Annotated in this window: 26 protein-coding genes and 1 pseudogene; 22 read left to right on the forward strand and 5 right to left on the reverse strand. The window is 68.9% G+C overall.

The window, feature by feature from the left end; all coding sequences use genetic code 11:
• Positions 1-261 precede the first annotated feature (261 nt).
• The 3 genes from ACFY2Z_RS24655 to ACFY2Z_RS24665 all read right to left on the reverse strand — a co-directional run bounded on the left by ACFY2Z_RS24655 (position 262) and on the right by ACFY2Z_RS24665 (position 3,047).
• Positions 262-714, reverse strand: coding sequence for a hypothetical protein (locus ACFY2Z_RS24655; RefSeq protein ID WP_390746267.1), 453 nt, complete (start codon positions 712-714; stop codon positions 262-264).
• A 622-nt stretch (positions 715-1,336) separates the two neighbouring features.
• The gene (locus ACFY2Z_RS24660; protein ID WP_388572540.1) at positions 1,337-1,918 is read right to left on the reverse strand and encodes an HD family hydrolase; all 582 of its coding nucleotides are present in this window, start codon (positions 1,916-1,918) and stop codon (positions 1,337-1,339) included.
• A 13-nt stretch (positions 1,919-1,931) separates the two neighbouring features.
• The gene (locus ACFY2Z_RS24665) at positions 1,932-3,047 is read right to left on the reverse strand and encodes a helix-turn-helix domain-containing protein (protein WP_390746268.1); all 1,116 of its coding nucleotides are present in this window, start codon (positions 3,045-3,047) and stop codon (positions 1,932-1,934) included.
• Between the two features lie 301 nt (positions 3,048-3,348).
• Here ACFY2Z_RS24665 and ACFY2Z_RS24670 point away from each other — a divergent pair, with 301 nt between their 5' ends.
• From ACFY2Z_RS24670 to ACFY2Z_RS24695, 6 genes and pseudogenes are all read left to right on the forward strand, one after another.
• On the forward strand, positions 3,349-3,744 hold the full coding sequence (locus ACFY2Z_RS24670; RefSeq protein ID WP_390746269.1) for a hypothetical protein: 396 nt from the start codon (positions 3,349-3,351) through the stop codon (positions 3,742-3,744).
• Between the two features lie 62 nt (positions 3,745-3,806).
• Positions 3,807-4,118: pseudogene (locus ACFY2Z_RS24675) on the forward strand (ATP-binding protein); the annotation flags it as partial.
• Between the two features lie 31 nt (positions 4,119-4,149).
• Complete coding sequence (locus ACFY2Z_RS24680; protein WP_390746270.1) at positions 4,150-4,281, forward strand: hypothetical protein; 132 nt, start codon at positions 4,150-4,152, stop codon at positions 4,279-4,281.
• A 99-nt stretch (positions 4,282-4,380) separates the two neighbouring features.
• The gene (locus tag ACFY2Z_RS24685) at positions 4,381-5,091 is read left to right on the forward strand and encodes a phytanoyl-CoA dioxygenase family protein (RefSeq protein WP_390746271.1); all 711 of its coding nucleotides are present in this window, start codon (positions 4,381-4,383) and stop codon (positions 5,089-5,091) included.
• 33 nt (positions 5,092-5,124) lie between these two features.
• The gene (locus ACFY2Z_RS24690; protein ID WP_390746272.1) at positions 5,125-5,553 is read left to right on the forward strand and encodes a hypothetical protein; all 429 of its coding nucleotides are present in this window, start codon (positions 5,125-5,127) and stop codon (positions 5,551-5,553) included.
• A gap of 80 nt (positions 5,554-5,633) precedes the next feature.
• Positions 5,634-6,305: a class I SAM-dependent methyltransferase gene (locus tag ACFY2Z_RS24695; RefSeq protein ID WP_390746273.1), complete on the forward strand. Its 672-nt coding sequence runs from the start codon at positions 5,634-5,636 to the stop codon at positions 6,303-6,305.
• A gap of 48 nt (positions 6,306-6,353) precedes the next feature.
• On the opposite strand, the gene ACFY2Z_RS24700 is transcribed toward ACFY2Z_RS24695, so the two are convergent.
• Positions 6,354-7,670 (reverse strand): MFS transporter, encoded by a 1,317-nt coding sequence (locus ACFY2Z_RS24700; RefSeq protein ID WP_390746274.1) that lies wholly within the window; start codon positions 7,668-7,670, stop codon positions 6,354-6,356.
• A 6-nt stretch (positions 7,671-7,676) separates the two neighbouring features.
• On the opposite strand from ACFY2Z_RS24700, the gene ACFY2Z_RS24705 reads away from it, so the two are divergent.
• Complete coding sequence (locus ACFY2Z_RS24705) at positions 7,677-8,528, forward strand: hypothetical protein (protein WP_390746275.1); 852 nt, start codon at positions 7,677-7,679, stop codon at positions 8,526-8,528.
• A 457-nt stretch (positions 8,529-8,985) separates the two neighbouring features.
• Positions 8,986-9,465, forward strand: a complete 480-nt coding sequence (locus tag ACFY2Z_RS24710) for an ATP-binding protein (protein WP_390746276.1) — start codon at positions 8,986-8,988, stop codon at positions 9,463-9,465.
• Between the two features lie 160 nt (positions 9,466-9,625).
• Here the strand turns inward: ACFY2Z_RS24710 and ACFY2Z_RS24715 are convergent.
• Positions 9,626-10,419 (reverse strand): IS5 family transposase gene (locus tag ACFY2Z_RS24715; protein ID WP_390746300.1). Its coding sequence is split into 2 segments (ribosomal slippage): positions 9,626-10,084 and positions 10,087-10,419, totalling 792 coding nucleotides; the frame shifts between segments, so codons are not numbered across the junction.
• A gap of 304 nt (positions 10,420-10,723) precedes the next feature.
• On the opposite strand from ACFY2Z_RS24715, the gene ACFY2Z_RS24720 reads away from it, so the two are divergent.
• The 14 genes from ACFY2Z_RS24720 (at position 10,724) to ACFY2Z_RS24785 (ending at position 24,212) form a co-directional block, all read left to right on the forward strand.
• Positions 10,724-11,131, forward strand: coding sequence for a hypothetical protein (locus ACFY2Z_RS24720; protein ID WP_390746277.1), 408 nt, complete (start codon positions 10,724-10,726; stop codon positions 11,129-11,131).
• Positions 11,132-11,430: 299 nt separating this feature from the next.
• Entirely contained in the window at positions 11,431-11,973 is a 543-nt protein-coding gene (locus ACFY2Z_RS24725; protein ID WP_390746301.1) for a hypothetical protein, read from the forward strand.
• An 89-nt stretch (positions 11,974-12,062) separates the two neighbouring features.
• Entirely contained in the window at positions 12,063-12,755 is a 693-nt protein-coding gene (locus tag ACFY2Z_RS24730) for an SAF domain-containing protein (protein WP_390746278.1), read from the forward strand.
• Complete coding sequence (locus tag ACFY2Z_RS24735) at positions 12,752-13,603, forward strand: MinD/ParA family protein (RefSeq protein ID WP_390746279.1); 852 nt, start codon at positions 12,752-12,754, stop codon at positions 13,601-13,603. The genes ACFY2Z_RS24730 and ACFY2Z_RS24735 overlap by 4 nt, the downstream gene beginning before the upstream one ends.
• Entirely contained in the window at positions 13,600-14,952 is a 1,353-nt protein-coding gene (locus tag ACFY2Z_RS24740; protein WP_390746280.1) for a CpaF family protein, read from the forward strand. The genes ACFY2Z_RS24735 and ACFY2Z_RS24740 overlap by 4 nt, the downstream gene beginning before the upstream one ends.
• Positions 14,949-15,863 carry a type II secretion system F family protein gene (locus tag ACFY2Z_RS24745; protein ID WP_390746281.1) on the forward strand — a complete coding sequence of 305 codons (915 nt, stop codon included), beginning with the start codon at positions 14,949-14,951 and terminating at the stop codon, positions 15,861-15,863. Before ACFY2Z_RS24740 ends, ACFY2Z_RS24745 begins: the two co-directional genes overlap by 4 nt.
• Positions 15,860-16,759, forward strand: a complete 900-nt coding sequence (locus ACFY2Z_RS24750) for a type II secretion system F family protein (protein WP_390746282.1) — start codon at positions 15,860-15,862, stop codon at positions 16,757-16,759. Before ACFY2Z_RS24745 ends, ACFY2Z_RS24750 begins: the two co-directional genes overlap by 4 nt.
• Positions 16,760-16,802: 43 nt before the next feature.
• Positions 16,803-17,000: a hypothetical protein gene (locus tag ACFY2Z_RS24755; RefSeq protein ID WP_390746283.1), complete on the forward strand. Its 198-nt coding sequence runs from the start codon at positions 16,803-16,805 to the stop codon at positions 16,998-17,000.
• A complete protein-coding gene (locus tag ACFY2Z_RS24760; protein ID WP_390746284.1) occupies positions 17,001-17,408 on the forward strand; it encodes a TadE/TadG family type IV pilus assembly protein in 408 nt (135 codons plus the stop codon).
• Between the two features lie 50 nt (positions 17,409-17,458).
• A complete protein-coding gene (locus ACFY2Z_RS24765) occupies positions 17,459-17,839 on the forward strand; it encodes a TadE/TadG family type IV pilus assembly protein (RefSeq protein ID WP_390746285.1) in 381 nt (126 codons plus the stop codon).
• On the forward strand, positions 17,836-18,285 hold the full coding sequence (locus ACFY2Z_RS24770; protein WP_390746286.1) for a pilus assembly protein TadG-related protein: 450 nt from the start codon (positions 17,836-17,838) through the stop codon (positions 18,283-18,285). Before ACFY2Z_RS24765 ends, ACFY2Z_RS24770 begins: the two co-directional genes overlap by 4 nt.
• A gap of 37 nt (positions 18,286-18,322) precedes the next feature.
• Positions 18,323-21,136: a BTAD domain-containing putative transcriptional regulator gene (locus tag ACFY2Z_RS24775; protein ID WP_390746287.1), complete on the forward strand. Its 2,814-nt coding sequence runs from the start codon at positions 18,323-18,325 to the stop codon at positions 21,134-21,136.
• A gap of 425 nt (positions 21,137-21,561) precedes the next feature.
• Positions 21,562-22,407, forward strand: a complete 846-nt coding sequence (locus tag ACFY2Z_RS24780) for a nucleic acid/nucleotide deaminase domain-containing protein (RefSeq protein ID WP_390746288.1) — start codon at positions 21,562-21,564, stop codon at positions 22,405-22,407.
• Positions 22,404-24,212, forward strand: a complete 1,809-nt coding sequence (locus tag ACFY2Z_RS24785) for a hypothetical protein (protein WP_390746289.1) — start codon at positions 22,404-22,406, stop codon at positions 24,210-24,212. The genes ACFY2Z_RS24780 and ACFY2Z_RS24785 overlap by 4 nt, the downstream gene beginning before the upstream one ends.
• Positions 24,213-24,416 lie beyond the last annotated feature (204 nt).

The following is a 24,416-nucleotide window of genomic DNA, read 5'->3' on the forward strand; positions in this document are numbered from 1 at the left end:
CGCCGTTGCTGATGTCTCCCTCATCCTGCCCCCTGCTGTTGGATACCCTGCCCGGGCTTTCAAGCGGATCAGCTACCGCCGCTTGGGGTGGCGGAGTGGTCCAGACTGACGAGCTGGCCAACAGGGGGATCGCGATCCCCTTGCTGCCGGGCTCATGTATGAGCCATAGCCTCATCACAAAGCCGTTTCGGCTTTCCCGAGCACTGCGCGATGGCTGACCGGGTCAGCCGACGTCGGGTGCCGTTGGCCATCAGGGTTCCCTCACTTGGTGATTTCCCGCCACCATGCTGCGACGCGGCTGTCCATCCAGTACAGCATCTCGGCCTTGCCCGTTGCGCTGTCGGAGCTTCCTTGAGTGTTCTCGATGGGCCAGCGCTTCTCCTTGAACAACTGTGCGGAGATGCGGCTGAGAGCTGCATGCTCATTGCTCTGTTGCCGCCCGGGAAGTTTGGAGCGCTCGAGGATCTCCGTGAAGGTGACCTTTTCGCCGGGACGTTCGGCGGTGGCCTCGAACAGGGCGCGGACCCCGGGAAGGTGGTTCGCCTTGTCCCACAGGAGCGCAACCTGTGCTTTCGTCCACAGTCCCTGGCGTCCGAGGTCGATTGCACTTTCGGTTCCGTCGATCTCGGCGAGCAGTCCGTTCAACTTCTCTCTGAGGGAATCGGCTTCGGCTAGCGCCGCGACGACAGTGGTGCGCAGAGTTGCGTGATCCATTAGAAGACCCCCTGTGGTTTCGTGGACGAATCCATACACTTTGAGCGTACGGACTCGTCTACGAAGCCGCAAGCCGCTGGGGATAGGTCGGGTTGCCTGTGCGTAAGTTCGCGAACGGTGGTTTGCCGTGGAGGAGGACGAACTCGTCGATCAGGTCCGCTTCAGCCTGCGCCGGATCACGTCAGGTGTTGTCCGCCAGGCGACCAGGACCGATGAGGAGTCCTGCAGTTGCCAGATGTAGCGGCCTCCCCAATGGTCGGACGAGCCAGCTCCCGCCGTGACGTACTGCCTCAGCCTGCCCTTGAGCTTTGCGTGCCTCGATTTTGGTTCGACGGGAGGACGCCGAGTTCCACCTCGGTCCCGTCCTCCAGACGTTCAACCTGGGCCCGGCGGACTGTCACAGTCCGCACGGCCTGTACTGCGCCAGGGCTGCGACGCCCCCCGGCTCAACGGCCCCAGATGTCCCCCAACGGGATCCCCACTCCGCTGGAGAGGCCCGTTTCCGGGACAGCATCGACAAACTCTGCCGTGTCTGACCGCCATTGAAAGCCGTACGCCAGTGAAGGCCATTCTGACTGTGGCCTGCCGAGGGACCCGTAAAGCGGCGAGGCTACAGCTGACCTCATCCTTGCTTCTCGCCGAGCGCCGCGCGCAGCCAGTCCAGCGAGCCGGTCGCCAGGACGGCGTCAGCGAGTGCCTGGCCGCTCTTGGTGGTGATCCGGCCGCGGCTGTTGTCGATCCATCGCTGGGCGTTCTCGTAGCCTTGGGCCTTGTACTCGATTCCTTGGATCATGCATTCGAGCTTGTCGGCGTCGCGGGCGCAGATGGCCTCCGGGCTCTCTTTCGCCTCGTACTCGGCGATGAGGTCCGTGACGGCCTCGGCCAAGACGTTGGGCATGCCGGCGACCTGGTCGGCGGTGACGTCGCGGGGGTCGGCCTCGCCGGCGTACTTCTTGCCGAGGTGGTTCACGTCCCCGGTGCGTGTCTCCTGCGAGTCGTGCCACACCGCGAGGAACGTGGCCCGGGCCGGGTCGGCGCCCTCCAGTTTTGCGATGATCGTTGCGATGAGGGCGGTGCGCCATGAGTGCTCGGCGACCGATTCGGGGTGCTGTACGCCGGCCATCCACCACCCGGTGCGTGCGGTGTTCTTCAGCGTCCCTGCCTCGTACAGGAAACGCGCAACCGCGCTCAGGTCCTCGGACACCGTCGGGCTCCTCTCACGCCTCGGCGAGGCGGATCGCGTACCGGATGCTCTGCAGTTCCCGTCGCGCTCGCGACGAGAGTTCACCGCTATCCAACATGATCGGGAGTCGGTCGCGTAGGGCCTGGGCCGCCGCACCTGATCGCAGCAGGTTGGGGCGCACCTGAAGCAGTGACCACACGCTGTGGATGTTGAGATCCACGTAGCCGTGTTCGGGCGCGATGCCCTGGACGAGGTGGGTGAGGAGCTTGTTTCCCGGCCAGGGCCAGGGGGCCCGGTTGGCGATGAAGTCGTCGGAGAGTTCGAGCTGCCTGGTCTCTCCGATCCAGTATGCCCAGTAGTTCAGATTCGCTGCCTCGCCGGCGTCGTCGTCCATGAGCGCGGTGTCGATGAAGTAGGCCATGCGGTCTCGGTCGCCATGCCGTGCGGCGACTGCCGCGACGGAGCGGGAGTTGAGCCAGCCGGTGAGCCAGTCGTTCGGCCGCTCCGTGCGCTGCTGGTGCGCGAGCCAGTCCGCCGTGTCCGCCTCGTGGTCGTACCCCGATAGGTATAGGGCCTGGCGGCGCAGCAGAAACTGTTCGCTACCGCGCGCCTGCTCTGCTGTACGGCGCATCTGCGTGAAGAACCTCTGTCGTTCAGTGTGGCTGAGCTCTGGCCCGGACGCTGACGGGCCGCGGCGCGGGCGAGGCGGTGCGGGAAGGTCCCGGAGGGGTTGCGGCGGGACGCCGTTGAGGGGCCACACCAGTACCTCGGCAAGTTCCCGCTGCATGACCATCGCACCGAGTGGGCTCTCCTCGGCAGGGGTGTCCTCGTCGAGCACGCTCGCAAGCAGAACGTCGGCCTCCAGCGCGCGTTCCAGTGCCTGTAAAAGGGCGGGCGGGGTGCCCATCTGCATCAGCCGGTGGCGGTACACGAGCATCTGTCCCACGGGCACGGCGGTGAGCGGGCGCCGGCCGGTTTCCCACCCGGCGATGGTGTCCTGGGACACCTTCAAGTGCTCGGCGGCTTCGTCCTGCGTGTAGCCCTGCTGCTCCCTTATCACCCGGAAGACGTAGCCCGAGATGATGCCCGCTCGGGGGCGTGGGGCCGTTCCCGTACTGCCGGTCAGGGTTTGTCGTGGGCTTGGCCGCATGGGAAGTCCATTCTTGGAGGCTCGCAGTAAACCACCTGTACTCGCGGTCAGTTCAGGTTCCGAGCGCGGATTTCTACCGTTGAGACCGTTCCTGAATGAGCCTAGAGGGAGGCGGTCACTCATGGGCCCCGTTCCGCATGCTGTTGACCCGACGGTGTTAGGACAGTCGGCTCTGCGGTCCTGTGCAGGCGGGATACAGCCTCACGTCACGACGGGCGCTGAACGTGCGCTCCTGGCGGAGCACTGGCTCCTGTGTGCTGCGCCGGATGTCGCGGTTGCGCGCAAGGAGTGGCAGGAAGGCATGGAGGCCCTGCTGCGCTGCGGTGTCCTGTTCACCGCCATCCGCATCCCAGGTTTCTTCGTCTACGCAGCGGCTGGCGGCGAGGACCCTGTTGACGTCGACGCATTCCTGACGAAGGCGCTCGAAGGCGGTCCGGTTATCGCGTCGAGCGGACTGAGCCGCTACTACGCCCTTGTGCCGCCGAGCACGGCACGCCAGTGGAGGGACCAGAGCACCGAGTGCCTGGCGCCGCGCACGCTGTTGGGGGTGCCGTCCGTCAGGCGCACGACGTATGAGGACGGGCGGTCCTACTGGGCAGTTCCGATGGATTCCCCGGCCGCCTTGTGTACACCGGATCTCGTCGATCAACTTGCGCGCTCCGGCCAGGAGCGATGGGCATTGGACGGGGCGTCGTGATGGCCCGGACTCTCAACGTCTCGAACGGCGCCAAGGTACGGACGGAAGTGTTGCCGCGTGCCATGGAGTCTGCACCGCCGGCCCGCCGCCTCGTGAGGGGCGCCGTCGAGGCGTGGGAACTGCAGGAGCTTGCGCCTGACGCGGAGGTCATCACGGCGGAGTTGGTTGCCAACGCAGTCCAGCACGCTCGGGCGGCTGCGATGCGGGTGACGGTAAGACGTACCGGCGAGCGAGCGGTGCAGATCGCTGTATTCGACAGGAGCCGTGTTCTCCCCTTCCTGAAGTCCCCTGCCCCTGAGGAGGTCGGCGGGCGAGGTCTCGGCATCGTCGATGCCCTTGCGCATTCCTGGGGCGTCGACCGGTTGCCGTGGGGCAAACGCGTCTGGGCTGATCTGGTGGCGCTCAGTGCACCGTGGCCTCGGCCAGCAGAAGGAAGCGCGCATCCCGTCGTTCGACACCCCGGCCGCTCAGGTGCTCTACGTGCTCGCTGTCGCGTTTCTGCTCGCGGTCCTCGTCTACGGCATCGCCACCTCCTGAGTTCGACCCGGGCCGACTCATCGAACACCGCTCCTGACCGTGTCAATGCCCCACCGCACGGCCGGAACGGGCCACATCCATGGATCTGCGGAGGACTTGATGATCGGACGTTCCCAACCTGCCTCGTCAGAGCAAGCAGACGGACTGCTGGGGCCGCCTGGGTATCGGGTCGTCGCCGGGTGGACGGCGCCAGCCCGGGCTCGGGCCCGGGCCGCCGAGGTCATCGCAGCTCACCGGGGTACGGCCCCCGAGGTCCTGCACAACCCCCACGTCGACCAGGAATGGGCACAGGCCATCGTACGGACCGACAGGCTGCTGAATGCCGTACGGGACGTGATCGGCCCAAACGTGGCGGTGGAGAACATGTTCCTCGTCGTCAAGTGGCCGGGTCGCGACTTCGAGGTCCCTTGGCACCAGGACGGCATCAATGACCGCTTGGAGTTGGACCCTGAGCGGTCCGTCGCCGCCTGGGTCGCGCTGACCGACACCGACACCGAATCTGGCTGCCTCCACGTCGTGCCCGGCTCGCAGCGCGTCGGCTATCTCCCCTACGAGGCTGAGCCCGACACAGGGGCAGCCCGAGGTCGCGCCCTCGGGATCCGGGTCGGGGACAGCATCCAGGGCGTGGCTGTCCCGGTCCGTGCCGGGAGTGGCCTGCTGATGGACACACGCCTCCTGCACTGCTCGCACTCGAATACCGGAGCCGGTGCCCGCGTCGGCCTCAACATCCGCTATGTCGCGCCCGGAGCGGTCTCCATGCGCGACGGCTCGAGCCCCAGCCTTTCCCCCCTCTCGGGGACGGGCTGGTAGTCCAACCGATCCGACAGAAGGAGCAACCGAGTGATGACGATCGTGGAGGAGTTCCTGGAGCAGGGCGCGCCGACCCGCGTCCGTGTACTCAACGGCGAGGACACCGACGCCACACGGCGCGGCATCAAGACACCTCTCGCACGCAGCGAGTGCACCTACTACTGCCCGGACGAGGACACCGCCCGCCGCTGCATCGCGGCCCTAGAGGAATCGGACAAGCGGCTGCGCGAGCGCCCCGAGGAGCTGATGCTCTGGGACTGGCAGGCCACGTACTTCGAGGCCGAGAGGGACAACCCGAACGGCGGCGGGACGGTGATCCTCGGCGTGGCCTGGTACGACCAGGCGTTCTTCGACGAGCGCCGCGACGCGTGGTTCGGCACGATGCACCAGCGGATCTACCAGCAACTCGGCGTCCCGCTGGAGAACATTACCGTCGAACACTGGATGCGCCTGGCGGCCTGACCTGACTCCAACCCTCTGGCAGCGGCCGGACCCGCGACGGGGTCCGGCCGCACCCCTTCCACTGCACAGAGAGGACGCCCATGGGCGAGTTCGAGGATCAGGCCGCCGTGTGGAACGAGCGGGCGCCGTCCTACAACGAAGCCAGCCTGGGGCTTGCCTGGCCCGTGGCCGAGGTCTTGGTCAAGCTTGCCGACGGCGGGCACGTGCTGGAACTCGGCATCGGTGCTGGACGCGTTGCCCTGCCGCTCGCTCGGCGGGGCGTCACCGTCACAGGCCTGGACGCTTCTACCGATATGATCCGCCGCCTGATCGAGCGCCGCGGAGACCTTCCTGTCGAGGTCCGGATCACCTACATGGCGGCTTTCGACGTGCCGAACCTGTATCCGCTGATCTACGTCGTCTCCAGCACTTGCTACCTGCTCACCACTCGGGATCGGCAGATGTCCCGCCTGCACTGCTGCGCGCGGGCGTTGAGTGATGGTGGACGGCTGGTGATCGAGGCAGTCGTACCGGGCAGCAGCGCGCTGCCGCTGGAGTCCGGGATCTTCGTCCGGGCCGTCGGCCAGGACTACGCCAAGGTTTTCTTCGTCGCCCACGACCCGGTTACGCAGGCCCTGCGCTCCCAAGAGGTGCAACTGGACGCGGAAGGGATGCGCCTGCGGCACGTGACCCGCCGCTACACGCATCTGCCCGACCTGGATCTCATGGCGAGCGTGGCCGAGCTGCGCCTTGAGGGCCGCCCCAGCGGGTGAACCCTCGCCCCGTATGCGGCGCATCAGCCACGGCACATCGATGTGTACTCAGTCGCGCGAGAGCTGGGGGGCGGTCTCGGTGACGGGTAGGGCCGCGGTGTCCCGCGGCCACCACCACGCCATTGCCGCACCCGTGAACGACAGGGTCACCGTGGCCAGGCCGCCCACCCAGAACCCGGCGACCGGTTGGGCCGCTGCCACGACCGGGATTACCAGCATGGATGTCGTCCCGGCTGCACGGATCACGGTGAGGTCGAGCGACATCAGCCGTCGGCGGGCTGCGGGCGGGAACGACGCGAGATGGGTCTGCAGAGTGACGCCGAGGAACGGAGACACGGCGCCCGAGGCGGCAGAGACGGCCAACAGGACCGGCAAGTTCCCGGCCGCGCCGGTGACGGCGAGGAACAGGCCGGACACCGCCCACAGGGCGCAGTACGCGACGGGCAGCTGCCGCGGGAGCCGGGTGTTGCCCACGACGAGGTTCCCGGCCAGGGCGCCAGCGCCGGTCGCCGCGAGTACCAACCCGTATGCCCCGGCATCGGCGTGGAGTTGGCTGGCCAGCAGCGCGGGCATGGCCATGGACACGGCTTGGGCGAAAATTCCAGCGCCGTGCACGGTGATGGCCGCAGCCGTCGCGGGGTGGGCGCGCAGCAGGGAGCGAGCGCGCAACGCCACGGCGTCCGCTGGCGGCACGGGGCCGGTCCCGCCCTGGGCGTCCTGGCCCAAGGCGGCGAGGGCTACAGCGGATACGGCGAACGTGGCGGCGTCCAGGAGGAAAAGGGCGGCCTGGGGAACGAACACGAGCAGCGCCCCCGCGGCTCCGGGCCCGGCTACCCGGGCGATCCGCCCCGTGAGGTCCATCAGCCCGTTGACGGCCTGCACCTCATGAGGGCGGACGAGGTCCGGCACCAACGCGCCCAGGTTCGGGTCGAAGATCGCGCTGGCCAGGCCAAGTGCGGTGGCCAGCGCCAGCATGCCGAGCGTGCCGACGGTGTCCCAGACCACCGGGAGCGCCGCCACCAGGAACACACGGACGGCATCGACCGCGCCGAGGGCGCGCAGCGACGCGAAGCGGTCCATGATTTTTCGGCCGAGCGTGCCCATCACGATGTACGGCACGGACTCCGCGATCGCGACCAGGCCCATGGCGCCGGCGCCGGACTGCTTCCAGGCAATCCACATGATCGCCATTGCATATAGGCGGTCCCCGAACACCGACAGAGCCTGCGAGCTCCACAGAGCCAGCACCCGGCGGCGGCGCAGAAGTCGGACGTATCCCAAGATCACTCCCGCCGTGGAAAGCGCGAAGTCCCGGCACTGGGGCCACCGGGACGCCACACACCATAGGGCACACGAGAGGACCACTGAGACATGTGGACAGAAACGCTGCCGACCGAGGCGCGCGCGGCCGTTGAAGCGACCTGTGGCGACGGCGCCGAGCTGGAGCTGGTGACCGAACGGCGCGGGTGCGCGGTATGGAAGGCCACTGGCCCAGTACGTTCGGCGGCAGTGAAGGTGGGCGCTGGCCTGGAAGGCGCGGCCATCGCTGCACGCGAGACCGCTGCCCTCGCCGCGATGGGCCCAGACGGTGCCGTGCTGGCCCGCGGGCGCCGTGAGGGAGTGGCATGGCTGCTTACTCCTTGGCACGACGGCCTGTCGACGTGGGAGGCGCTGCGAGCAGTTCGGGATGGGGGCGCCCACCTCGCTGAAGCGTGTCGTCGGGTCGTTGAGGTGTGCGAGGCGGTCGGTCGGTTGCACGCCGCCGGGTGGGTGCACTCCGACATCCAGCCCGCGCACGCCATCCACACTACGCGGGGTGCCGTGCTCATCGACTGCTCATGGGCTTGGCATCCCGTCCGGTTCGGCCCATCGATGATGTTCCGGGGCGGCATGCCGCACCTCTTGGCCCCGGAGCTGGCCGCGGCCGTCGAGCGGGGCGGGCGCCCTGTGCAGGTGAGCCAGTCGGCCGAGGTCTACACCCTCGCAGCGTCCCTGTGGTGGGCGATCACGGGGGACTGGCCGCTCGACTACGCAGCCTGTGGCATTGACCCCGCGAAGCTGAACGCCCCAGCACTTCGGCAGGCGATCGGCTCGGGACGTATCCCGCTGCGCGCTCCGTCCTCCTGGCCGACGGTGCAGAACGTCTTGGCTTCAGCCCTCGGCCATCGCCCCAACGGACGGCCGACTGCAACCCAGCTCGTCGCCCTCCTCCGCTCATCCTGAGCCGATCAGCGAGGGACGCAGACACGGCCGCCGGGTCGGCATCGGATCGACTGCACCGGGCGCCATCCCGGCGGGGCTCCCGAGTTGGGCGTACCGACACGGCACGAGCCATGTCTTGGGGCCACTCGGAACTCCGGCTCGGCGGGCGATTCTGTCGACGTGGGCTTGCGCGGGACCAGCAGTTCGATGCCAATGATCTACGCCGAAAGCCCTTGAAAGCGCTGGTCAGAGAGGGGTTCCGCTCTTCGCGGATCGACGGTGTCGTGGTCGCGCCCCAATCGCGATCACCGGAGGTGTCTGTCATGGCGCCAATCCTGTTCACCGCCGTGCTGCTGCTGCCGTTTCTGACGACAGCTGGCCCTTTCGTGCTTTTCGAAGCCCGCGATTGCGTGCGTCCCGGTCACGGTCGCCATCGCCACGTCGTCAAGGGCCGCCATGCGGCTAGGGGAGGACGGCGATGACCGCGCACCACGCCCTCGGTACGACCAACGTGGTCTGGCGCTGGACAGACCGCACCCCTAACGCCTCCGCGCAGGCCCGCGTGGCCTTGCGCTGCGCTCTGGATCAGCTCGGCTACGACAGCGAGGTCATCAATGACGCTGTCATGGCCGTCTCCGAGTTCGTCGCCAACGCCATCGAACACGCTGTGGGCCCGTACGAGATGCGGCTGCGTCATACCGCCGCAGAGCTCATCTGCGAAGTCGAGGACCATGATCCGCGGATCCCGCCCATTCTCGACTTCCCTGACTCGGCACCCTTCGCCCCGGCCGAGACGGACCGCGGTGGCGGCCTTGAGGCGCTGTGCGCGCTGCTGGCGGAGCGTGGTCGCGGCCTCCGCATCGTCCATGAACTGACCAACGGAGCATGGGGGTTTTGCAGCCAGGGAGCGAGGAAGACAGCTTGGTTCGCAATCCCGGGCGTTGTCGTGCGGGACTGACTGGTGGGGAGCCTGCAGGGGACCGGGTGCTGCGCCTTCAGGCGACCCCGCAGCTCGTGTCCCATCTGTTCTCTACCGCGCAGCGTTTGTCGCTCAGCCGAGCGACCAACGCTGCTGTCTGTCTCCGGCCCAGGGTCTGTAACCGGACTAAGAAGTCGTCTCATTTGGTGAGTCTGCGGTAGCAGATGAGGCTGCAGGCGATGGCGGCGAAGGCCAGGAAGTGCTCGGCCTTGCGCTCGTAGCGGCGGTGCAGACGGCGGCAGCCGGACAGCCAGGACATCGTGCGCTCGATCGTCCAGCGGTGCCGGCCCAGCCGGGTGGAGGACTCGATGCCCTTGCGGGCGATGCGGTGCCGGATGCCTCGCTTGCGTAGCCATCGGCGCAGGTGGTCGTAGTCGTAGCCCTTGTCCGCATGCAGCTTGGCGGGCCGTCGTCGGCGCGGGCCGCGGCGGGAGCGGATCGGCGGGATGCCGCGCACGAGGGGTTCGAGTGCCTGGCTGTCGTGCAGGTTCGCGCCGGATATCCCGACGGAGAGGGGTAAACCTGTCCGCTCAGTGATCAAGTGGATCTTCGAGCCCTTCTTTCCCCGGTCCACAGGATTCGGACCCGTCAGGTCCCCCCTTTCAGGGCCCGCATGTTCACCGAGTCGATCGCGCAGCGCGACCAGTCCAGGTCTCCGCGCGAACCCAGCTGGTCGAGGATGAGGCGGTGCAGCTTCGCCCAGACCCGCGCGGCCGTCCACTCGGTGAAGCGCCGGTGCGCAGTCGGCCCCGACGGGCCGAAGACCGGCGGCAACTGCCGCCAGGTGCAGCCCGTCGTGGCCACGAAGATGATCGCCGCGAGGACCTCGCGATCCCCGTACCGGCGCCGACCTCCGCCCTGGGGCCGAGTTGGAGCAGGCGGGACCGCCCGCTGGAACAGTTCCCACAACTCGTCCGGCACCAAGCGTTCCACGATCAGCACACACCCAGACTACCGATGACGCCAAATGAGACGACCTCTAAAACAGGCTGGAATTGATCGCTCCGACTTTGATGACCTCCGTGCTGCGGGGTAACTATAGTTTCATTCGGCTACTGTGAGTTGCCGATGATGAGCAATGAGTGATGGGGGGTCTGTGGTGAAGATCAGGTACGGCGGTCTGGCGCCGCTGACTGTGCTGGCGTTCTTACTGACAGCTACTGCCTGTAGGTCGGCCGATGGTGCGTCATCGCCGCCTGCGACGACGGCTTCGAGTCCCCCCGAGACCGGGGCCGCTGTGTCATCCGGAACAGAGGCGGTCGCGCTCGCGGCCTACCGGGCGATGTGGGACGACCTGGTGGTCGCGGCTCAGACTTCTGATGCTCAGCACCCGCGACTGGATGACCATGCGGAGGGCGGAGCACTGCAGCTCCTGCGCCACATGATGCAGGAAAACAAGAACCAAGGAGTTGTGACGAAGGGGCGGCCGAAGTTCACGCCCGTGGCTACGAGGGCCGGGGCCTCCTCGGTAGTTATCCAGGACTGCGCCGACGGCTCCCACTGGCTCCAGTACGGCAAGGACGGTTCGCTCAAGGATGACGTGCCCGGTGGGCACCACCGCGTCGACGCGACGGTCAGTAAGCACGGTGACAAGTGGCTGGTCGAGTCGCTGTACATCGGTGAGGTCGGTACGTGCGCGGAGTAAGTCGTGGCGGCGTAATTACGCCGATGGCTCTCCTCATGGCTGTGGTGGGGACCTGCCTGTTGAGCGCGCCGAAGGCGTTAGCAGGAGATGGGTTCGGCAACGGCACTGAGGTGAGGTGCGCGGGCAGAGGATGCGACCTCAAAGCTTCCCGTGTGAGGCCGTCAGCACGCTCCGACGGGGCAGCTCCCGTACGCCGGAGTAGCGGTGGCGGCGCCCGCGTGGGTGAGAGGGAGGTGGGAGGGCCCGTCACACCGCCGACAGTTGTCTCGGACGGGTGGGAGTACGACTTGGGCAACGGCATGGGCATCCTGCCGCGGTTCGAAGGGGGCAAAGTACGAAAGGACGCGGACCAGCCGCAGATCTCCGTGGCGACGGTAGCCCAACAGGCCGTCCAGCGATTGGAATTGCCTAATCCGGTGATCCGGACAAGTCCGCGTGAGGATTTCGTACAGGTGGTCCATGTGCCCACCTGGCTGTGGGTGGAGCACTCCACGTGGGGGCCGGTCACGGCGTCGGTTTCGGTGGAGGGCGTGACGGTGACGGCAACAGCCCGGCCGCGGAAGGCGGTGTGGTCGATGGGTGAGGGCGGCCAGGTGGTGTGCGTGGGGCCTGGGACGCCGTACTCGGATGCGTATGACCCGAAGGCGTCGTCTCCGGATTGCGGTTACACCTATCGGCGGGCGTCGGTGTCGTCGCCAGGTGGGGCGTTCACGGTGTCGGTGCAGGTGACCTGGGATGTCGAGTGGCATGGGGGTGGGCAGGCCGGGGTGGTGCCGGGGCTGGTGATGACCGCGCAGCGGCAGCTCGTGGTGGATGAGGTCCAGGCCGTGGTCACGCGCTGACGGGTGGGATACGGGCCGGTCCGCATGGGCGGCTGGGCCGCTGGTTGTCGGAGCTTTTCTTGATCGCGAGGTGAATGGTGGGTACCCCCATGTCTTCTTCGGCCCTGAAGGGCGGCGGTTTCAGGGTTCCGGGTGCGCGTCGTCCGGGTCCGGAACAGCCGCCTGTGGTGACCGGTGGTCGCCGACGCAGGCTGGGCTGGGTGTGGGCCGGGGCGGGGGCGGTGGTGGTCTCGGCGGTCGGCTTCACGCTGGTCGCGCAGGTGGTGGGGGAGCGGGAACAGGTTCTCGTGCTGGCCCGCGATGTGCCAGCCGGCCAGGTGCTGAAGCCGGGCGATCTGCGCGCGGTGGAGGTCGCGGCGGACACCGGCGTGGTCCCGGTTAAGGATCGAGGCAGGGTGCTGGGGCGGCGGGCGAGGGTTCCGCTAGTGGCTGGGTCGCTGCTTGCGTCGGGGCAGGTGGGCACGAGTGCCGCGTTCCCTCCGGAAGGGTTGTCCCAGGTGGCGCTGGCCGTGGAGCCGGGTGGTGCGCCGCCAGATCTCGCGCGTGGGGAACGTGTCGCGCTCCTTACCGGCCCGGCCGGCAGCGCAGCGGTGAGCAATGAGGCGGAGGAGAAGCCTGTCTCGGCGGTGGTGGGGACGGTCGCGGGGGTGCGGGCGCCGGAGTCGGCGGGCGGGCCGCGGGTGGTGACGGTGCTCGTCGAGACGGCAGCCGCGCGACGTGCGGCGCAGCTGGAGCATCCGCGCGTGGTGGTGCTGTCCGCAGAGGGACGTGAGGCTCCGTGAGGCGGCTGGTGGTTGTCGGGTCGGTGACCGGCGCGCCGGGGGTGACGACGACGGCGCTGGCTGTTGCTGCGGCCTGGCCGTCGGAGGCGGATGGTGGGGTGCGGCCGGTGGTGGTGGAGGCGGATGTCTCCGGCGGTGATCTCATGATCCGTTTTGGGCTGCCGGCGGTGCCCTCGCTGCTGGATGTCGCGGCGGCGGCAGGGCAGTCCCACCCGGGTTCGTTGCTGGGGGCGATGAGTGAACTGCCCTTCGGGGTACGGGCGGTGATTGCGGTGCCCGGTCGTGGTCCGTGTCGGGAGGCCGTCCGGCTGCTGGCTGGTGAGGGCGGCCAGCGGGTGCTGCTGGGTGACGACCACGATCGGGGCACGGTGCTGCTGGATGTGGGGCGCCTGTCCGGGGACGTCGCGGCGCTGCTGGCGGCGGCCGATCAGATGGTGCTGGTGACGCGGGGCGGAGCGGAGTCCCTTACTCATGTCTCGGCCTGTGGTTTGGACGCTGAGGCGTGTGCCGGTCGGCTGACACTCGCTGTGGTCGGGCCGTGCCCGTACCCGGCAGTGGAGATCGCGGACACGCTCGGGATCCAGCGGGTGCTGATGGTGCCGTGGGACGCCAAGAGCGTGACCGCGATGAACAATTCCCGGCCCGGTGCGCTGCGTACGCTTCGGCTCCCTCCTCTGATGGCCGCCGCGCGGAGGCTGGCCCGTCAGTTGGCAGGGCTGCAGCAGGACGGGACCACGGTCGGGGATGTGGCCGGTGATCGCCCGGATGAGAGCAACGGGTCGCCGTTGGTGGGCCAGAGCGGGACAGGCCGTGCGCCGGTGCTGGGAGTTGAGGAGAGCGGATCGTGACCGAGCAGCTGATGGCGCCGATGGCGGTGTCTGACGGTGGTGAGCGGGACCTGGCGCAAGTGGTGCGGCAGCGGGTGGCCTCCCGGCTGGCGGCGTACGCCGGTGAGCGCGAGCAGGCTGGGCTACCGGCAGAGGATGAGGCGGCGCGGCGCACCACGGTGGGCCGCTTGCTCGCGGAGGAGCTGGGCGCGCAACGGCGTCAGGCCTTGGCCGCGGGCAAGGGGGTGATTGACGCCACGGCCGAGGAGCGGATCGCCCGGGCGGTGACAGACGCATTGTTCGGCACGGGGAGCCTGGAGCGGCTGCTGGCTGACACGGGTCTGGAGAACGTCTGTATCAACGGCTGCGACAACGTGTGGGTCAAGGACGCGACCGGTGCGTGGCGCCGGGAGAGTCCGGTGGCCGCTTCGGATGAGGAACTGGTGGAGTTGGTCCGCACGCTCGCGGCCCGCACGGGTGGGGAGGAGCGGCGCTTCGACCGGGGCGTACCGCGCCTGAACCTGCAGCTGCCCGACGGCTCCCGGTTGTTTGCGGTGATGGCGGTGACGGGGCGGGTGTCGTTGACGATCCGCCGCCACCGCTTCCCGGCCGCATCGATGGCGGAGCTGGTGCGGCTGGGGGTGTGCGACGAGCAGCTCGCCGCCTTTCTTCGGGCGCTGGTGCGGGCGCGGAAGAACATTGTGATCGGTGGCGGGACCAATGTCGGCAAGACCACGGTGCTGCGGGCCTTCGCTCACGAGATCCCACCGCATGAGCGGCTGGTGACGATCGAGGACACCTTCGAGCTCGGCTTGGACGCCGACCCGGTGGCGCACCCGAACGTGGTGGCGATGCAGGCCCGGGAGGCGAACATCGAGGGCCAGGGCGGCATCGACCAGGCGGAACTGGTGCGCTGGGGACTGCGTATGTCCCCGGACCGGGTCATCGTCGGCGAGATCCGCGGGGCCGAGGTCATCCCCATGTGCAACGCCATGTCGCAGGGCAACGACGGCTCGCTGTCCACCATCCACGCCTCCACCTCGCGCGGGGTGTTCACCAAACTCGCCTCCTACGCCGCCCAGGCACCGGAGCGCTTGTCGCTGGAAGCGACGAACCTGATGGTGGCCTCCGCCGTGCACTTCGTCGTCCACCTTGGCTGGGCGAGCGACGGACGTCGCGTGATCGATTCGGTGCGCGAGGTCATCGACGCCGACGGAGCCCAGGTCGTCTCCAACGAGGTCTACCGGCCCGGCCCCGACGGACGAGCCGTCCCTGCCACCCCGCTGCGTAGCGAGACCCTCGACGACCTGATCGCCGCTGGCTTGGATCCTCGGGGCGCCGCGTTTCAGTGGTGGGGTGCGGCGCGATGAGCACGACGCTTGCGCCCGGTGTCCTGCCCGGATTGGCAGTGGCATGCGGCGCCGTATTCGGGGGCGGCATGGTGGCCATCTGCTACGGCGCGGTGCGGCGCGCGGCTCGCGAGGAGCGGCCCGGGCTGCGGCGTGCGCTGGCAGCACGGCTGCCTGTGGAGTGGACCGCGCGGCGGGTTGTGATCGCGGTGTTGACCGGTGTGGTGGCGGGGGCGCTGACGACGTGGCCGGTGGCCGCGGTGCTGACCACGGTCGGGGTGCTCACCTTGCCTGGCCTCCTGGGTCCCGACCGGCAGGTGGCGCGGCGGACGGAGCGGATGGAGGCGCTGGCGTTGTGGACAGAGATGCTGCGTGACACCCTGTCCGCGGCGGCCGGCCTGGAGCAGGCGGTCCTGGCCACGGCGGATATCGCCCCGGCCGCCCTCGAGACGGAGCTGCACGCATTGACAGCCACCGTGCGCGCAGGATGCCCTCTGCCCGTGGCGCTGCGGGCGTTCGCCGACGACGTGGGGGACCGGCTGGCCGACGTGGTGGTGGCCGCGCTGGTCATGGCGGCCGAGCAACAGGCGAGCCAGCTCGCGCCGCTGCTCGGCGAGCTGGCCGAATCGGTGCGCGAGCAGGTGGCGATGCGGCAGCGCATCGACGCCGGACGGGCCAGCGTGCGCACCGGGGTGCGGGTCACGGTGATCACCACTTTGGGCATGGCGGTCGGGCTCGTGGTCTTCAACCGGCCTTATCTGGACCCGTTCAACACGCTGACCGGGCAGGTGGTGCTGGCGGTGGTCGGTGTGCTGTTCGCCGTGAGTTTCACCTATCTGACCATGGTCGGCCGCATTGAGGAGCCGGTTCGCCTCGTCACTGCGTCGCCTGGCCGTGTTGAGTCGGGTATCGAACCGGGAGGCGCGCGGTGATTGTCATGTTGCTCGGCGCGCTGTTCGGCGCGGGAGCGACCGCTCTCGTCTACGGGCTGCGTCCGCCCCGTCCTGCTCTCGCAGATGTCCTCACCGCCCTCAACGCCCCCGCACCAACAACGGGTTCGAGCCTGCGGCAGGCGGATGAGGGGGAGTGGGCCACGCGGCTGGGCCGGCGGGCTGTGCCGCTGGTGCGGGCGCTCGGCTTCCCCACCGCATCTCTGCGTACCGACTTGGCTGTGTGCGGTACGGCTGAGGATCAGCACCTGGCCGGCAAGGCGGTCTGCGCGGCAGCCGGACTCATCGCGCCCTGGGCTGCCGGATTGCTGCTGCGTCTGGGGGCCGGTGTCGCGCCGGGCTGGTGGGTGCCGTTGGCCGGCTCGCTGGCGCTGGCCGTGGTGTTGTTCTTCGCGCCGGACCTCAGCGTGCACCAGCAGGCCGCGCGGAGGCGCCGCGAGATGCGCCATACCCTCAGTCTGGTGCTGGACCTGACCGTGATCGCTCTCGCCGGCGGTGCTGGCATCCAGCAGGCCCTCACCCAGGCCGTCGCCGCACCCGGCGGATGGGCCGCGGGCAAGCTGCGCCACGCCCTTCACATCGCGCACCTCACCCGGACCAGCCCCTGGATCCACCTGGGGGAGCTGGGACGGCAACTGAACGTGAGCGACCTGACGGAACTCGCGTCGACGCTGAACCTCGCGGGCAGCGAAGGCGCCAAGATCCGCAGCTCGCTCGCGGCGAAGGCGCGGGCGATACGACGCCGCCGCATCTCGGAAGCCGACGGAGCCGCGCAGGCAGCCACCGAACGGATGTCGCTGCCCGTGGTCGGCCTGTTCGCCGCATTCCTGCTGCTGATCGGCTATCCCGCCCTCGCCCACGTCCTGTCCATGAACTGAACGCTCCACCCATCGCACGAGATCAGAGAAAGAGCCCCCTTTCATGTTCCACCTCGACACCCTGGCCCGCCTGGCGCGCAACCACGTCGCCGAAGCCCGCCGGCAGGCCCGCTCGGATGCCGGCTACACCACCGAGACCATCGTGGTCACCGCGCTGCTGGCCATCTTGGCCCTGACCGTGGTGGGCATCATCGCGGCCAAGGTGCTCGGCAAGGCCAACGGCATCGACCTGGGCGGCTAAATGGCCGCCCTCCTTCGGGGACGGTGCCGGGATCGCGGGGCGGTAAGCACACAACTGGTGCTGGTCGTCCCGGCGCTGCTGCTGATCGCGCTGCTGGTGGTGCAGTTCGCCCTGGTCTGGCACGCACGGCACATCGCCCAGTACGCCGCAGAGCGGGCCCTGGCCGCCGCCCGCGTCGAACACGGCACCGCCGAAGACGGCCAGGCCCAGGCACGACGCAGCCTCGCCGCGCTCGGCAACCGAGTCCTGGCCAGCCCGTCCGTGGCCGTCGAACGCACCACCACCCTCACCACGGTGCGGGTGCGGGGAGCGGTCATCCGCGTGGTCCCCGGGCTGACGCTGCACGCCTCCGGCACGGCCTCCGGCCCCACCGAGAGGACCACGACACCGACCGGAGGCCAGCCATGATCCGAAAGACAGGCGTCGGGTGTGATGATGGGCAACGGGGTTCGGCGGCGGTGGAGCTTGTGTTGGTCACGCCCCTGCTCCTGCTCGTGCTGCTGGTCGTGGTCGCATTCGGGAGGCTCGCCGATGCCCGCCTGATCGTGGCGGACGCCGCCCACCAGGCCGCCCGCGCCGCCTCCCTGGCCCGCACAGACAAGGACGCCCGCGCCCAGGCCGAGGGCGCGGCGAGTGCGGCCCTGCGTCAGGCGGGAGCCTCCTGCACCCGCCCGAGCGTCCATCTGTCCACCGGCGGCCTCACACCAGGCGCCACCGTGACAGCCCAGGTCTCCTGCACCACGGAACTGGGCGATCTGACCCGCACCGGGCTACCCGGCCATGTGCGCCTGGCCGACACCGCCTTCTCCGTTGTTGACACCTTCAGGAGCACGCCGTGAACAAACGCGTGCGAGCACATCTCACCTCCGGCCTTGCCGAGCTGGCGGCCCGGGATGACCGCGGCCAGGTCACGGCGTTCGTGGTCTGCGTCTTCGCGGCACTGTGGCTCTTCGCGGGAATCGTCGTCGACGGCGGGCTCGCCCTGGCCGCCAAAGCCCAGGCCCTGGACGCGGCGGGGGAAGCTGCCCGCATCGGCTCACAGCAACTGGACGTCGGCCAGCTGCGCCGCGCCAACCAGATCCGACTGCTGCGCGAGAAAGCCGCAGCTGCCGCCCGCGCTTACATCACCTCCACCGGCGATACCGGAACCGCGTCGGTCAAGGGTGATGCCGTCACCGTGCACGTCACCCATCACCAGCGCACCCAGATCCTGCAGCTGATCGGCCTGCGCACCCTCACCGTGCACGCCACCGGCACCGCACACGCCGAACGTCCCACCCCCTGACAACCGGATCCCTTGGCCGAGGAGAGCGGAAGCGGCGATGACCCATCCTCCCCACTGGTGCCAGCGCCTGACCGCGGCCGCCACGGCCGCCGGCACCCTGGCCCTCACGCTCGCCCTGCTGGCCGGGATGCCGTATGTGCTGTGCCGGGCCGCCGGCGTCCCCTGGCCCGACCACGTCTCCTCCCTCGACGAGTTCGCCCAACGGCTCTCACAGCCGGTCAGTGATCCCTTGATGATCGACCTGCTCGCCGTGGTGGGCTGGGTGTGCTGGGCCGCCTTCGCCTTCACCGTGGTCCGCGAGACCATCTGGTACACCACCCACCTCCCGCAACTGATCCGCAACCGCCACGCGCACCACGAGCACGTGGCCACCCTGTCCATGAAGGGCTCGCTGGCCGCGCTGTGCATCGGCACCCTCGTCCTTGCCCTAATCGGACTGTGCCGCCCCCAGCTGGCCGGCGCCCAGCAGCTCCCCGCCGCGGGCGGGCTACGGGCGCACATCAGGGCGACAGCCCCTCTCACTCCCGACTCGGCCACGCCGTCCGCCCGTCCCGTCGCAGCCGCCACAGTCCCCGCTCAAGCCATGGCTGGCGAGCACAATCAGGCACCTGCCACGCCGCATGGACAGACGCAGGAAGTCCGACACATCGACTACACCGTCATCGAGGGCGACACCCTCTGGGACATCGCGCACCAACACTTGGGCGACGGGATCAACTGGCCGCGCATCTACGCGCTCAACAAGGACCGCGTCCAAAGCGACGGCACGCGACTCACCGACCCGGACCTCATCCGCCCCGGCTGGCAACTGACTCTCCCCGTCACCCAAGCCACCACACCGCCGCCACCCGCCCCCGCCCCACCGAATCCGGCACCGGACACAACGCCAACGAGCCCCAGCGAAACTCCGCCAACGCCGGCAAACTCCCATCAACAGACCGACGTCGGCCGCCCACAGACAGACGCACACGCTCCTGAGGAGACCAGGCGGCCGAGCCAGGCCACCGCTCCGAAAGCGGTCACAAAGACGGGCCCGGCGGCGATCAACCTTGGCGCGGCAAGCCTGATCGGCATCACCGCGGCGGCCGGCCTGCTGGCCGCACGCCGCTACTGGTACTGGCACCAACGTCGCCTGCAAGAGCCCGACCGGGAGGCAGCAGCACCAGCCCTGAGCCCACTGGTAGACAAGGCCGCCCAAGCAGCCCAGGCGGCCACCCGACCCCGCCAGCCACAGGATCCCGACGCTCTGATCACCCGCCGCACCCCGCCCCGACCACCCCAGCCCTCGCACGCGGTCACCATCGGCGTCCAAGACGACGCCGAAGTCCTGCTCGACGAGGTCGCCACGCCCGCAGGCTGCGCCTGGACCGGTCCCGGCGCAGAAGGCGCAGCCCGTGCCCTGCTGGTCGGCATCCTCACCGCCGCCGAACGCCAGCGCCCCAAGCCCCCGCACATCACGGCGATCGTCCCCGAAGACCTGGCCGACACGCTGATCCCCGGCCTGCCCGCCCATTTCACAGGCCTGACCCAGAGCGCCGATCTCGCCCACGCCATCCAAGCCGCCGAGCAGCACCTCATCGCCCACGCCCGCACCCAGGACGAACACGACACCGCGCCGCCAGCCACCGGGCCGACCAACACCGACCCCGCTGGGCAGACCGGTCCGGGCACCCTCCTGCTGCTGGCCGTGCCGGACGCCGCCCACACCGGACAACTGCAGGCACTGGCCACCCGAAGCCGCCCAGAAACGCTGATCGTCCTCACCCTGGGCGCTGCCCTGCCCGGCGCCGCACGCTGGCACATCGCCGCCGACGGCACCGCCACCCCCGGCCAAGGCGCCAGTGCGCTCCGGCTGTTCCACCTCACGCCTGAGGCCGGACGGGACATGACCGACGTCCTGCTCACCGCCCACGGCCAGCGCCCCCGCCTGCGGATCCTCCCCGTCCCCAGCCAGCCGGCCAACAGCAGGCACCCCGATCCGCCCGTGGAGCCCGTACCCGATGACCCGCCCGCTCCGCAGCACCCGGTGCAGACCTCACGCCCGACGCAGAACAAGCCCGTACGGCTCCACGTGCTGGGGCCCATCACCCTCTACGCCCGCGGCAACCTCGACCCCATCGGCACCAACCTGCGCAGCGAAGTCCACGAATTCCTCGCTCTGCTCGCCGCGCACCCCGCCGGCCTCCTCGCCTCCGACATCGCCGACAAACTCCACCTCGCTCCCGGCAGCGACCAAAACGCACTGAAAAACCTGCGCCGCGCCGTACGCCGCGCCCTACGCGCCGCCACCGGAATCACAGCGCAAGAATTCATCCTCCTCCAAGGAGAACTCCACAAGCTCCACCCCGACCTCGTCGAAACCGACCTCGCCGACTTCACCCGCTGCCTGAAAGACGCCTTTGCAACCTCCCGTACGGAAGTGACACAAAACGCTGCTCTATCCGCCGTACGCGAGGCCCTGGCTCACTACCGCGGACCCTTCGCTCAAGGAAGCGACTACCTATGGGCCGATACCGTCCGCGAGCACCTCGCCACCCAGGCCAACGACGCCGCCCTGCGTCTGGCCCGCCATGCCGAACGAGCCGACGCCACAGAGAGGGAACGAGAAGAAGCCCTCGAGCTCCTGGAACACCTCGCCGCCCTGCACCCTGACCACGAACGGCTCGCCCAGCACGCCATCCGCCTCTTCCAGACTGCAGGCCGCCACGATGCCGCCCGGCATACCTACACACGCCTCGAGCGGCACCTCGCCGACCTCGGCCTGGAGCCCGAGCCGGCCACCCAAGCCCTGATCACAACCAGGACCCAGGGTCGGAACGTGCGGTGGAACCAACCCGTCTCCCGGTTCTGACCCGCATAGAGCGTTGTCCAACCTGAATGCGCTGGCCTGGGCGACGAGGCCTCGACGGTGAGTCCACGCATGCACCCAGGCTGAGAGTGCGTTCGCCGCGCGTCCGAAGGTCCGGCGCCGGACACCTCGAACCCCGGACAGGCCGTGGCCGGTGGCCGCCCCAGGGAGTCACTATCCGACCGCCGGGGTTGGCGGGGCAGGGGATGATGTGGGCCGCGTAGGTGGCGAACCTGCGAAGGATCGCCAGGAAGGGACGTTGAACGTGTGTAGGCGACGATGAGGTCCGTCGGCCCCGGCCCGCGTTGAGCTACTTCTGACCCTCTGGTTCGATGAGGACTCCGAGTTGGAGCAATACTGACGGTCACATCGACAAGTCCGCGGCGCGCAAGACCGCAGCGTGGAACGGAGCCCAAGGAGCACCTCTGGTGATCGACGAACCCACATTCCGGACCTTCGGTGCGGCTGGCGACCACGAGTCCGGTGAGTCCCCCGTGCACCGCCTTGCCGGGATCTCGGTACCGCGCAAGGTCGGCCCGTATTTCACCACTCTCGATCGCGACCCAGTGGCGCTGGGCGTGTACGCCGCCGCGGCCGGGCGCCGTGTTGCCCGCGAAGAGTGCGTTTCCTGGGCGCGGCTGGGCAGCGACGGCGGTTTCGAACTGTGCGCCGACCCGCGTGGCGCCGTGTGGGCGGTGCTGTTGGACTACGACGAGGAGCGGCGGTTCGTGAGCTCCTCCCCGGAGGCCTTCGCCTCCAGTCTCGTGGAACTGGCTGACGCCCTGCGCGCCATCGTCACTACCGACCAACCTGCCGTGGCTTCCTCAGCGTTCGAGACCCTTCGGGAACGCCTGCACGCCTGTGACCCGTCGGCTTTCGGCGACCGAGAGGACTGGTGGCCCCGGGTCCTGGACGACATCCGCGACACCGCAAGCGCGGAGAATTACGCAGCCTTCGAGTATGTCGACGCCGAGCACGGCAAGCGGATCGTCACCCAGGCCGGCGCGATCGCCGCCCACCCCGAAGAGCGGTTGTGGGACAGGCTGCACGCCGCCGGCGTCCGTCCGGAGCAGGTCCTGCGCATCCACACCGACCTGCAGCCCTGCTTCATGCCAGGCCACTACTGCTCTATGTGGCTGGCCGAGGTCTTCCCGCACGCAGAGATGACGCACACCTTCCCCTACGGGGAGTCGGCCGACTCCCGCGCGGAGGGCATCCGCCTGATGCGCGAGAACGCCGGCACTACAGGTGACGGCACGGCGGTGGAACAGTGAGCCTCTCCGCGGCGCCCGCGGGTCCGGACATCACGCAATGGCCGCCCCTCGACGGGCTCACCGCCACCCACGCATCGACCCTGCTCGAATGGGCGGCCTCCGACCCGCTGAAGAAGTCCAAGCTCTGCCTCGTCCGCGGCGCACGAGGCAGCGGCAAAAGCCAGTTGCTGGCCTGGTTCCTCGCCGGCTCCGCCAGCCATCCATCGACCACTGTCCACGCGACGGTCCTGGCCGAGGGACTCTTCACAGACGCTGTCGCCTGGGAACTCGGACGCCAACTCGGCTACGGGCCTCTCCCGCCCGAGCGGCTGCTGGAGCGGCTGGCCGTGGACCAAAGGCCGCTGTTCCTGCTAGTGGTGGATCTGCACCGATCCGGCCGTGGACCGGCCGACCGCCCGGCGGCCGCCCCAGCGACCCTCGTCCGTGACCTTCTTGCCCCTCTTCTGGCTCTGCCGCAGACCCGCGCCGTCGTTGAGGTCGGCGACACAGACTTACTCGACAGCCTGGCAGGCGTCGGGCTCGTCACGACTATCGACGTCGGAGATAAGCCCTTCGCGGACGCCGGTGAGGCTCCGACCACGGAAGACGACTCTCCACTTCCACGTACTCCTGACGGTCGCGTGCGCTGGGATGAGGCTTCCGAGTCCGTCCGTGAACATGCCCTGGACCGGGCGTTTGCCGCACCCGACCCTGCGCCCGCCATTGCGGCGCTCGTCAGCGACCCCGGATTCCTGCTCCACGGGTCGACCGTTTCCATCGCCGCATGCCTGGCCGACGAGCGGATCCCCGCCCCACGAGGCCTTCGACAGACATGGAGGCTGGCCGCGCCCCACCTCTCGGACATCGAGTACCAGACCTCCGAGCGGGCGGCCATACTCCACACAGCTGCTCTGGAACCCAGTCCACTCCTTGCCCGCTACCTGCAAACCCTCCTCGCAGACCACGCCTACGTGGCTACCTGGGCCCGGCAGGACACGGCCGTGAGCGCCTTGACAGCCGTTTCCGGCAAGCCGGGAACGTTGCTGGCCGCTGATCCTTTGGGAAACCTATTCGAGATGGAGGCTGCCACCGGACGGCACGGCGTCCCCATCCCGCAGACCGCAGCCGGTATGCCCCGCCTCGACGGCATGGCCGCTTGCGCTGAGCACGGCGCACTTCTGCTCAGTGACAACGGCGCACTCCACCACACGGGCGAAGAGCCAGGAGGTGTCCTCGGCCTCATTGCGACCCACCACGGTCAGGCAAGTCTCGGACACCCCGATCTGCAGCCCAGCGCCCTCGGACACAGCCCTTGCGGCAGGGTCGTCGTCATCGGCGACGAGCAGGGAAGCGTCCACGTATGGGACCTGGAGACTCCTGAGGCTGCCCCCCTCTCACGTGCCCTGCACACCGCTCCCATCACTGCCGTCACGTGCCTGGTCCTTCCCGGCGAAAGGCAAACGCTGGTGATGAGCACGGCCTTGGACGGCACCGTCCGACTCTGGAAAACCTCCGCAGACCCCATGCCCCGCCCTCTCGAGCAGCGACCCGCCCTGGCCACTTCCATCACCACCCAGCAGACTTCCGTCGGCCCTCTCCTCGCCGTCGCCTGGAACGACGCCTCACTCCACCTGTGGCACCTCCCTTCGGGCAAGGTTCGTACCCTCCCGCTCCTCCTCCCGTGCTCCTCTCTCGCCTGCACCACTGCACAAGCTGTCCCGGATCATCCAGCCCTTTCTGATTCCTGGCTCTGCCTCACGATCGGGGGCAGCCAAGGCTCCTACGCCCTTAGCCTCAACGCCGCGCGCCTGTGGAGTGATGGGTGAGACCACGCCACCTCCAGGGATGCCGGACAGCATGGCGACGTGTACGAGCCGCGCTTGGATGACGTCTCAGGGGTGCGTTCGGCGAGGGCAAGAGACGGGGCAGGTGAACGTGGACAACTCAGAAATCGTCTCGCAGACGCGGACGGCGACACCTGACCCACCGCAGCGCCGGCGCCCTTCCTCAGCCTGATACACCGCTGGTTA

It is taken from the genome of Streptomyces sp. NPDC001222 (genome assembly GCF_042896945.1).
In the GTDB taxonomy this organism is placed as follows: Bacteria; Actinomycetota; Actinomycetes; order Streptomycetales; family Streptomycetaceae; genus Streptomyces; species Streptomyces gibsoniae.

Bases quoted from the DNA above. Each gene is read 5' to 3' on its own strand.
- ACFY2Z_RS24655 (WP_390746267.1), bottom strand. From the start codon at position 714: ATGGATCACGCAACTCTGCGCACCACTGTCGTCGCGGCGCTAGCCGAA.
- ACFY2Z_RS24665 (WP_390746268.1), bottom strand. From the start codon at position 3,047: ATGCGGCCAAGCCCACGACAAACCCTGACCGGCAGTACGGGAACGGCC.
- ACFY2Z_RS24670 (WP_390746269.1), top strand. From the start codon at position 3,349: ATGGAGGCCCTGCTGCGCTGCGGTGTCCTGTTCACCGCCATCCGCATC.
- ACFY2Z_RS24685 (WP_390746271.1), top strand. From the start codon at position 4,381: ATGATCGGACGTTCCCAACCTGCCTCGTCAGAGCAAGCAGACGGACTG.
- ACFY2Z_RS24690 (WP_390746272.1), top strand. From the start codon at position 5,125: ATGACGATCGTGGAGGAGTTCCTGGAGCAGGGCGCGCCGACCCGCGTC.
- ACFY2Z_RS24695 (WP_390746273.1), top strand. From the start codon at position 5,634: ATGGGCGAGTTCGAGGATCAGGCCGCCGTGTGGAACGAGCGGGCGCCG.
- ACFY2Z_RS24705 (WP_390746275.1), top strand. From the start codon at position 7,677: ATGTGGACAGAAACGCTGCCGACCGAGGCGCGCGCGGCCGTTGAAGCG.
- ACFY2Z_RS24710 (WP_390746276.1), top strand. From the start codon at position 8,986: ATGACCGCGCACCACGCCCTCGGTACGACCAACGTGGTCTGGCGCTGG.
- ACFY2Z_RS24725 (WP_390746301.1), top strand. From the start codon at position 11,431: ATGGGCATCCTGCCGCGGTTCGAAGGGGGCAAAGTACGAAAGGACGCG.
- ACFY2Z_RS24730 (WP_390746278.1), top strand. From the start codon at position 12,063: ATGTCTTCTTCGGCCCTGAAGGGCGGCGGTTTCAGGGTTCCGGGTGCG.
- ACFY2Z_RS24745 (WP_390746281.1), top strand. From the start codon at position 14,949: ATGAGCACGACGCTTGCGCCCGGTGTCCTGCCCGGATTGGCAGTGGCA.
- ACFY2Z_RS24755 (WP_390746283.1), top strand. From the start codon at position 16,803: ATGTTCCACCTCGACACCCTGGCCCGCCTGGCGCGCAACCACGTCGCC.
- ACFY2Z_RS24760 (WP_390746284.1), top strand. From the start codon at position 17,001: ATGGCCGCCCTCCTTCGGGGACGGTGCCGGGATCGCGGGGCGGTAAGC.
- ACFY2Z_RS24775 (WP_390746287.1), top strand. From the start codon at position 18,323: ATGACCCATCCTCCCCACTGGTGCCAGCGCCTGACCGCGGCCGCCACG.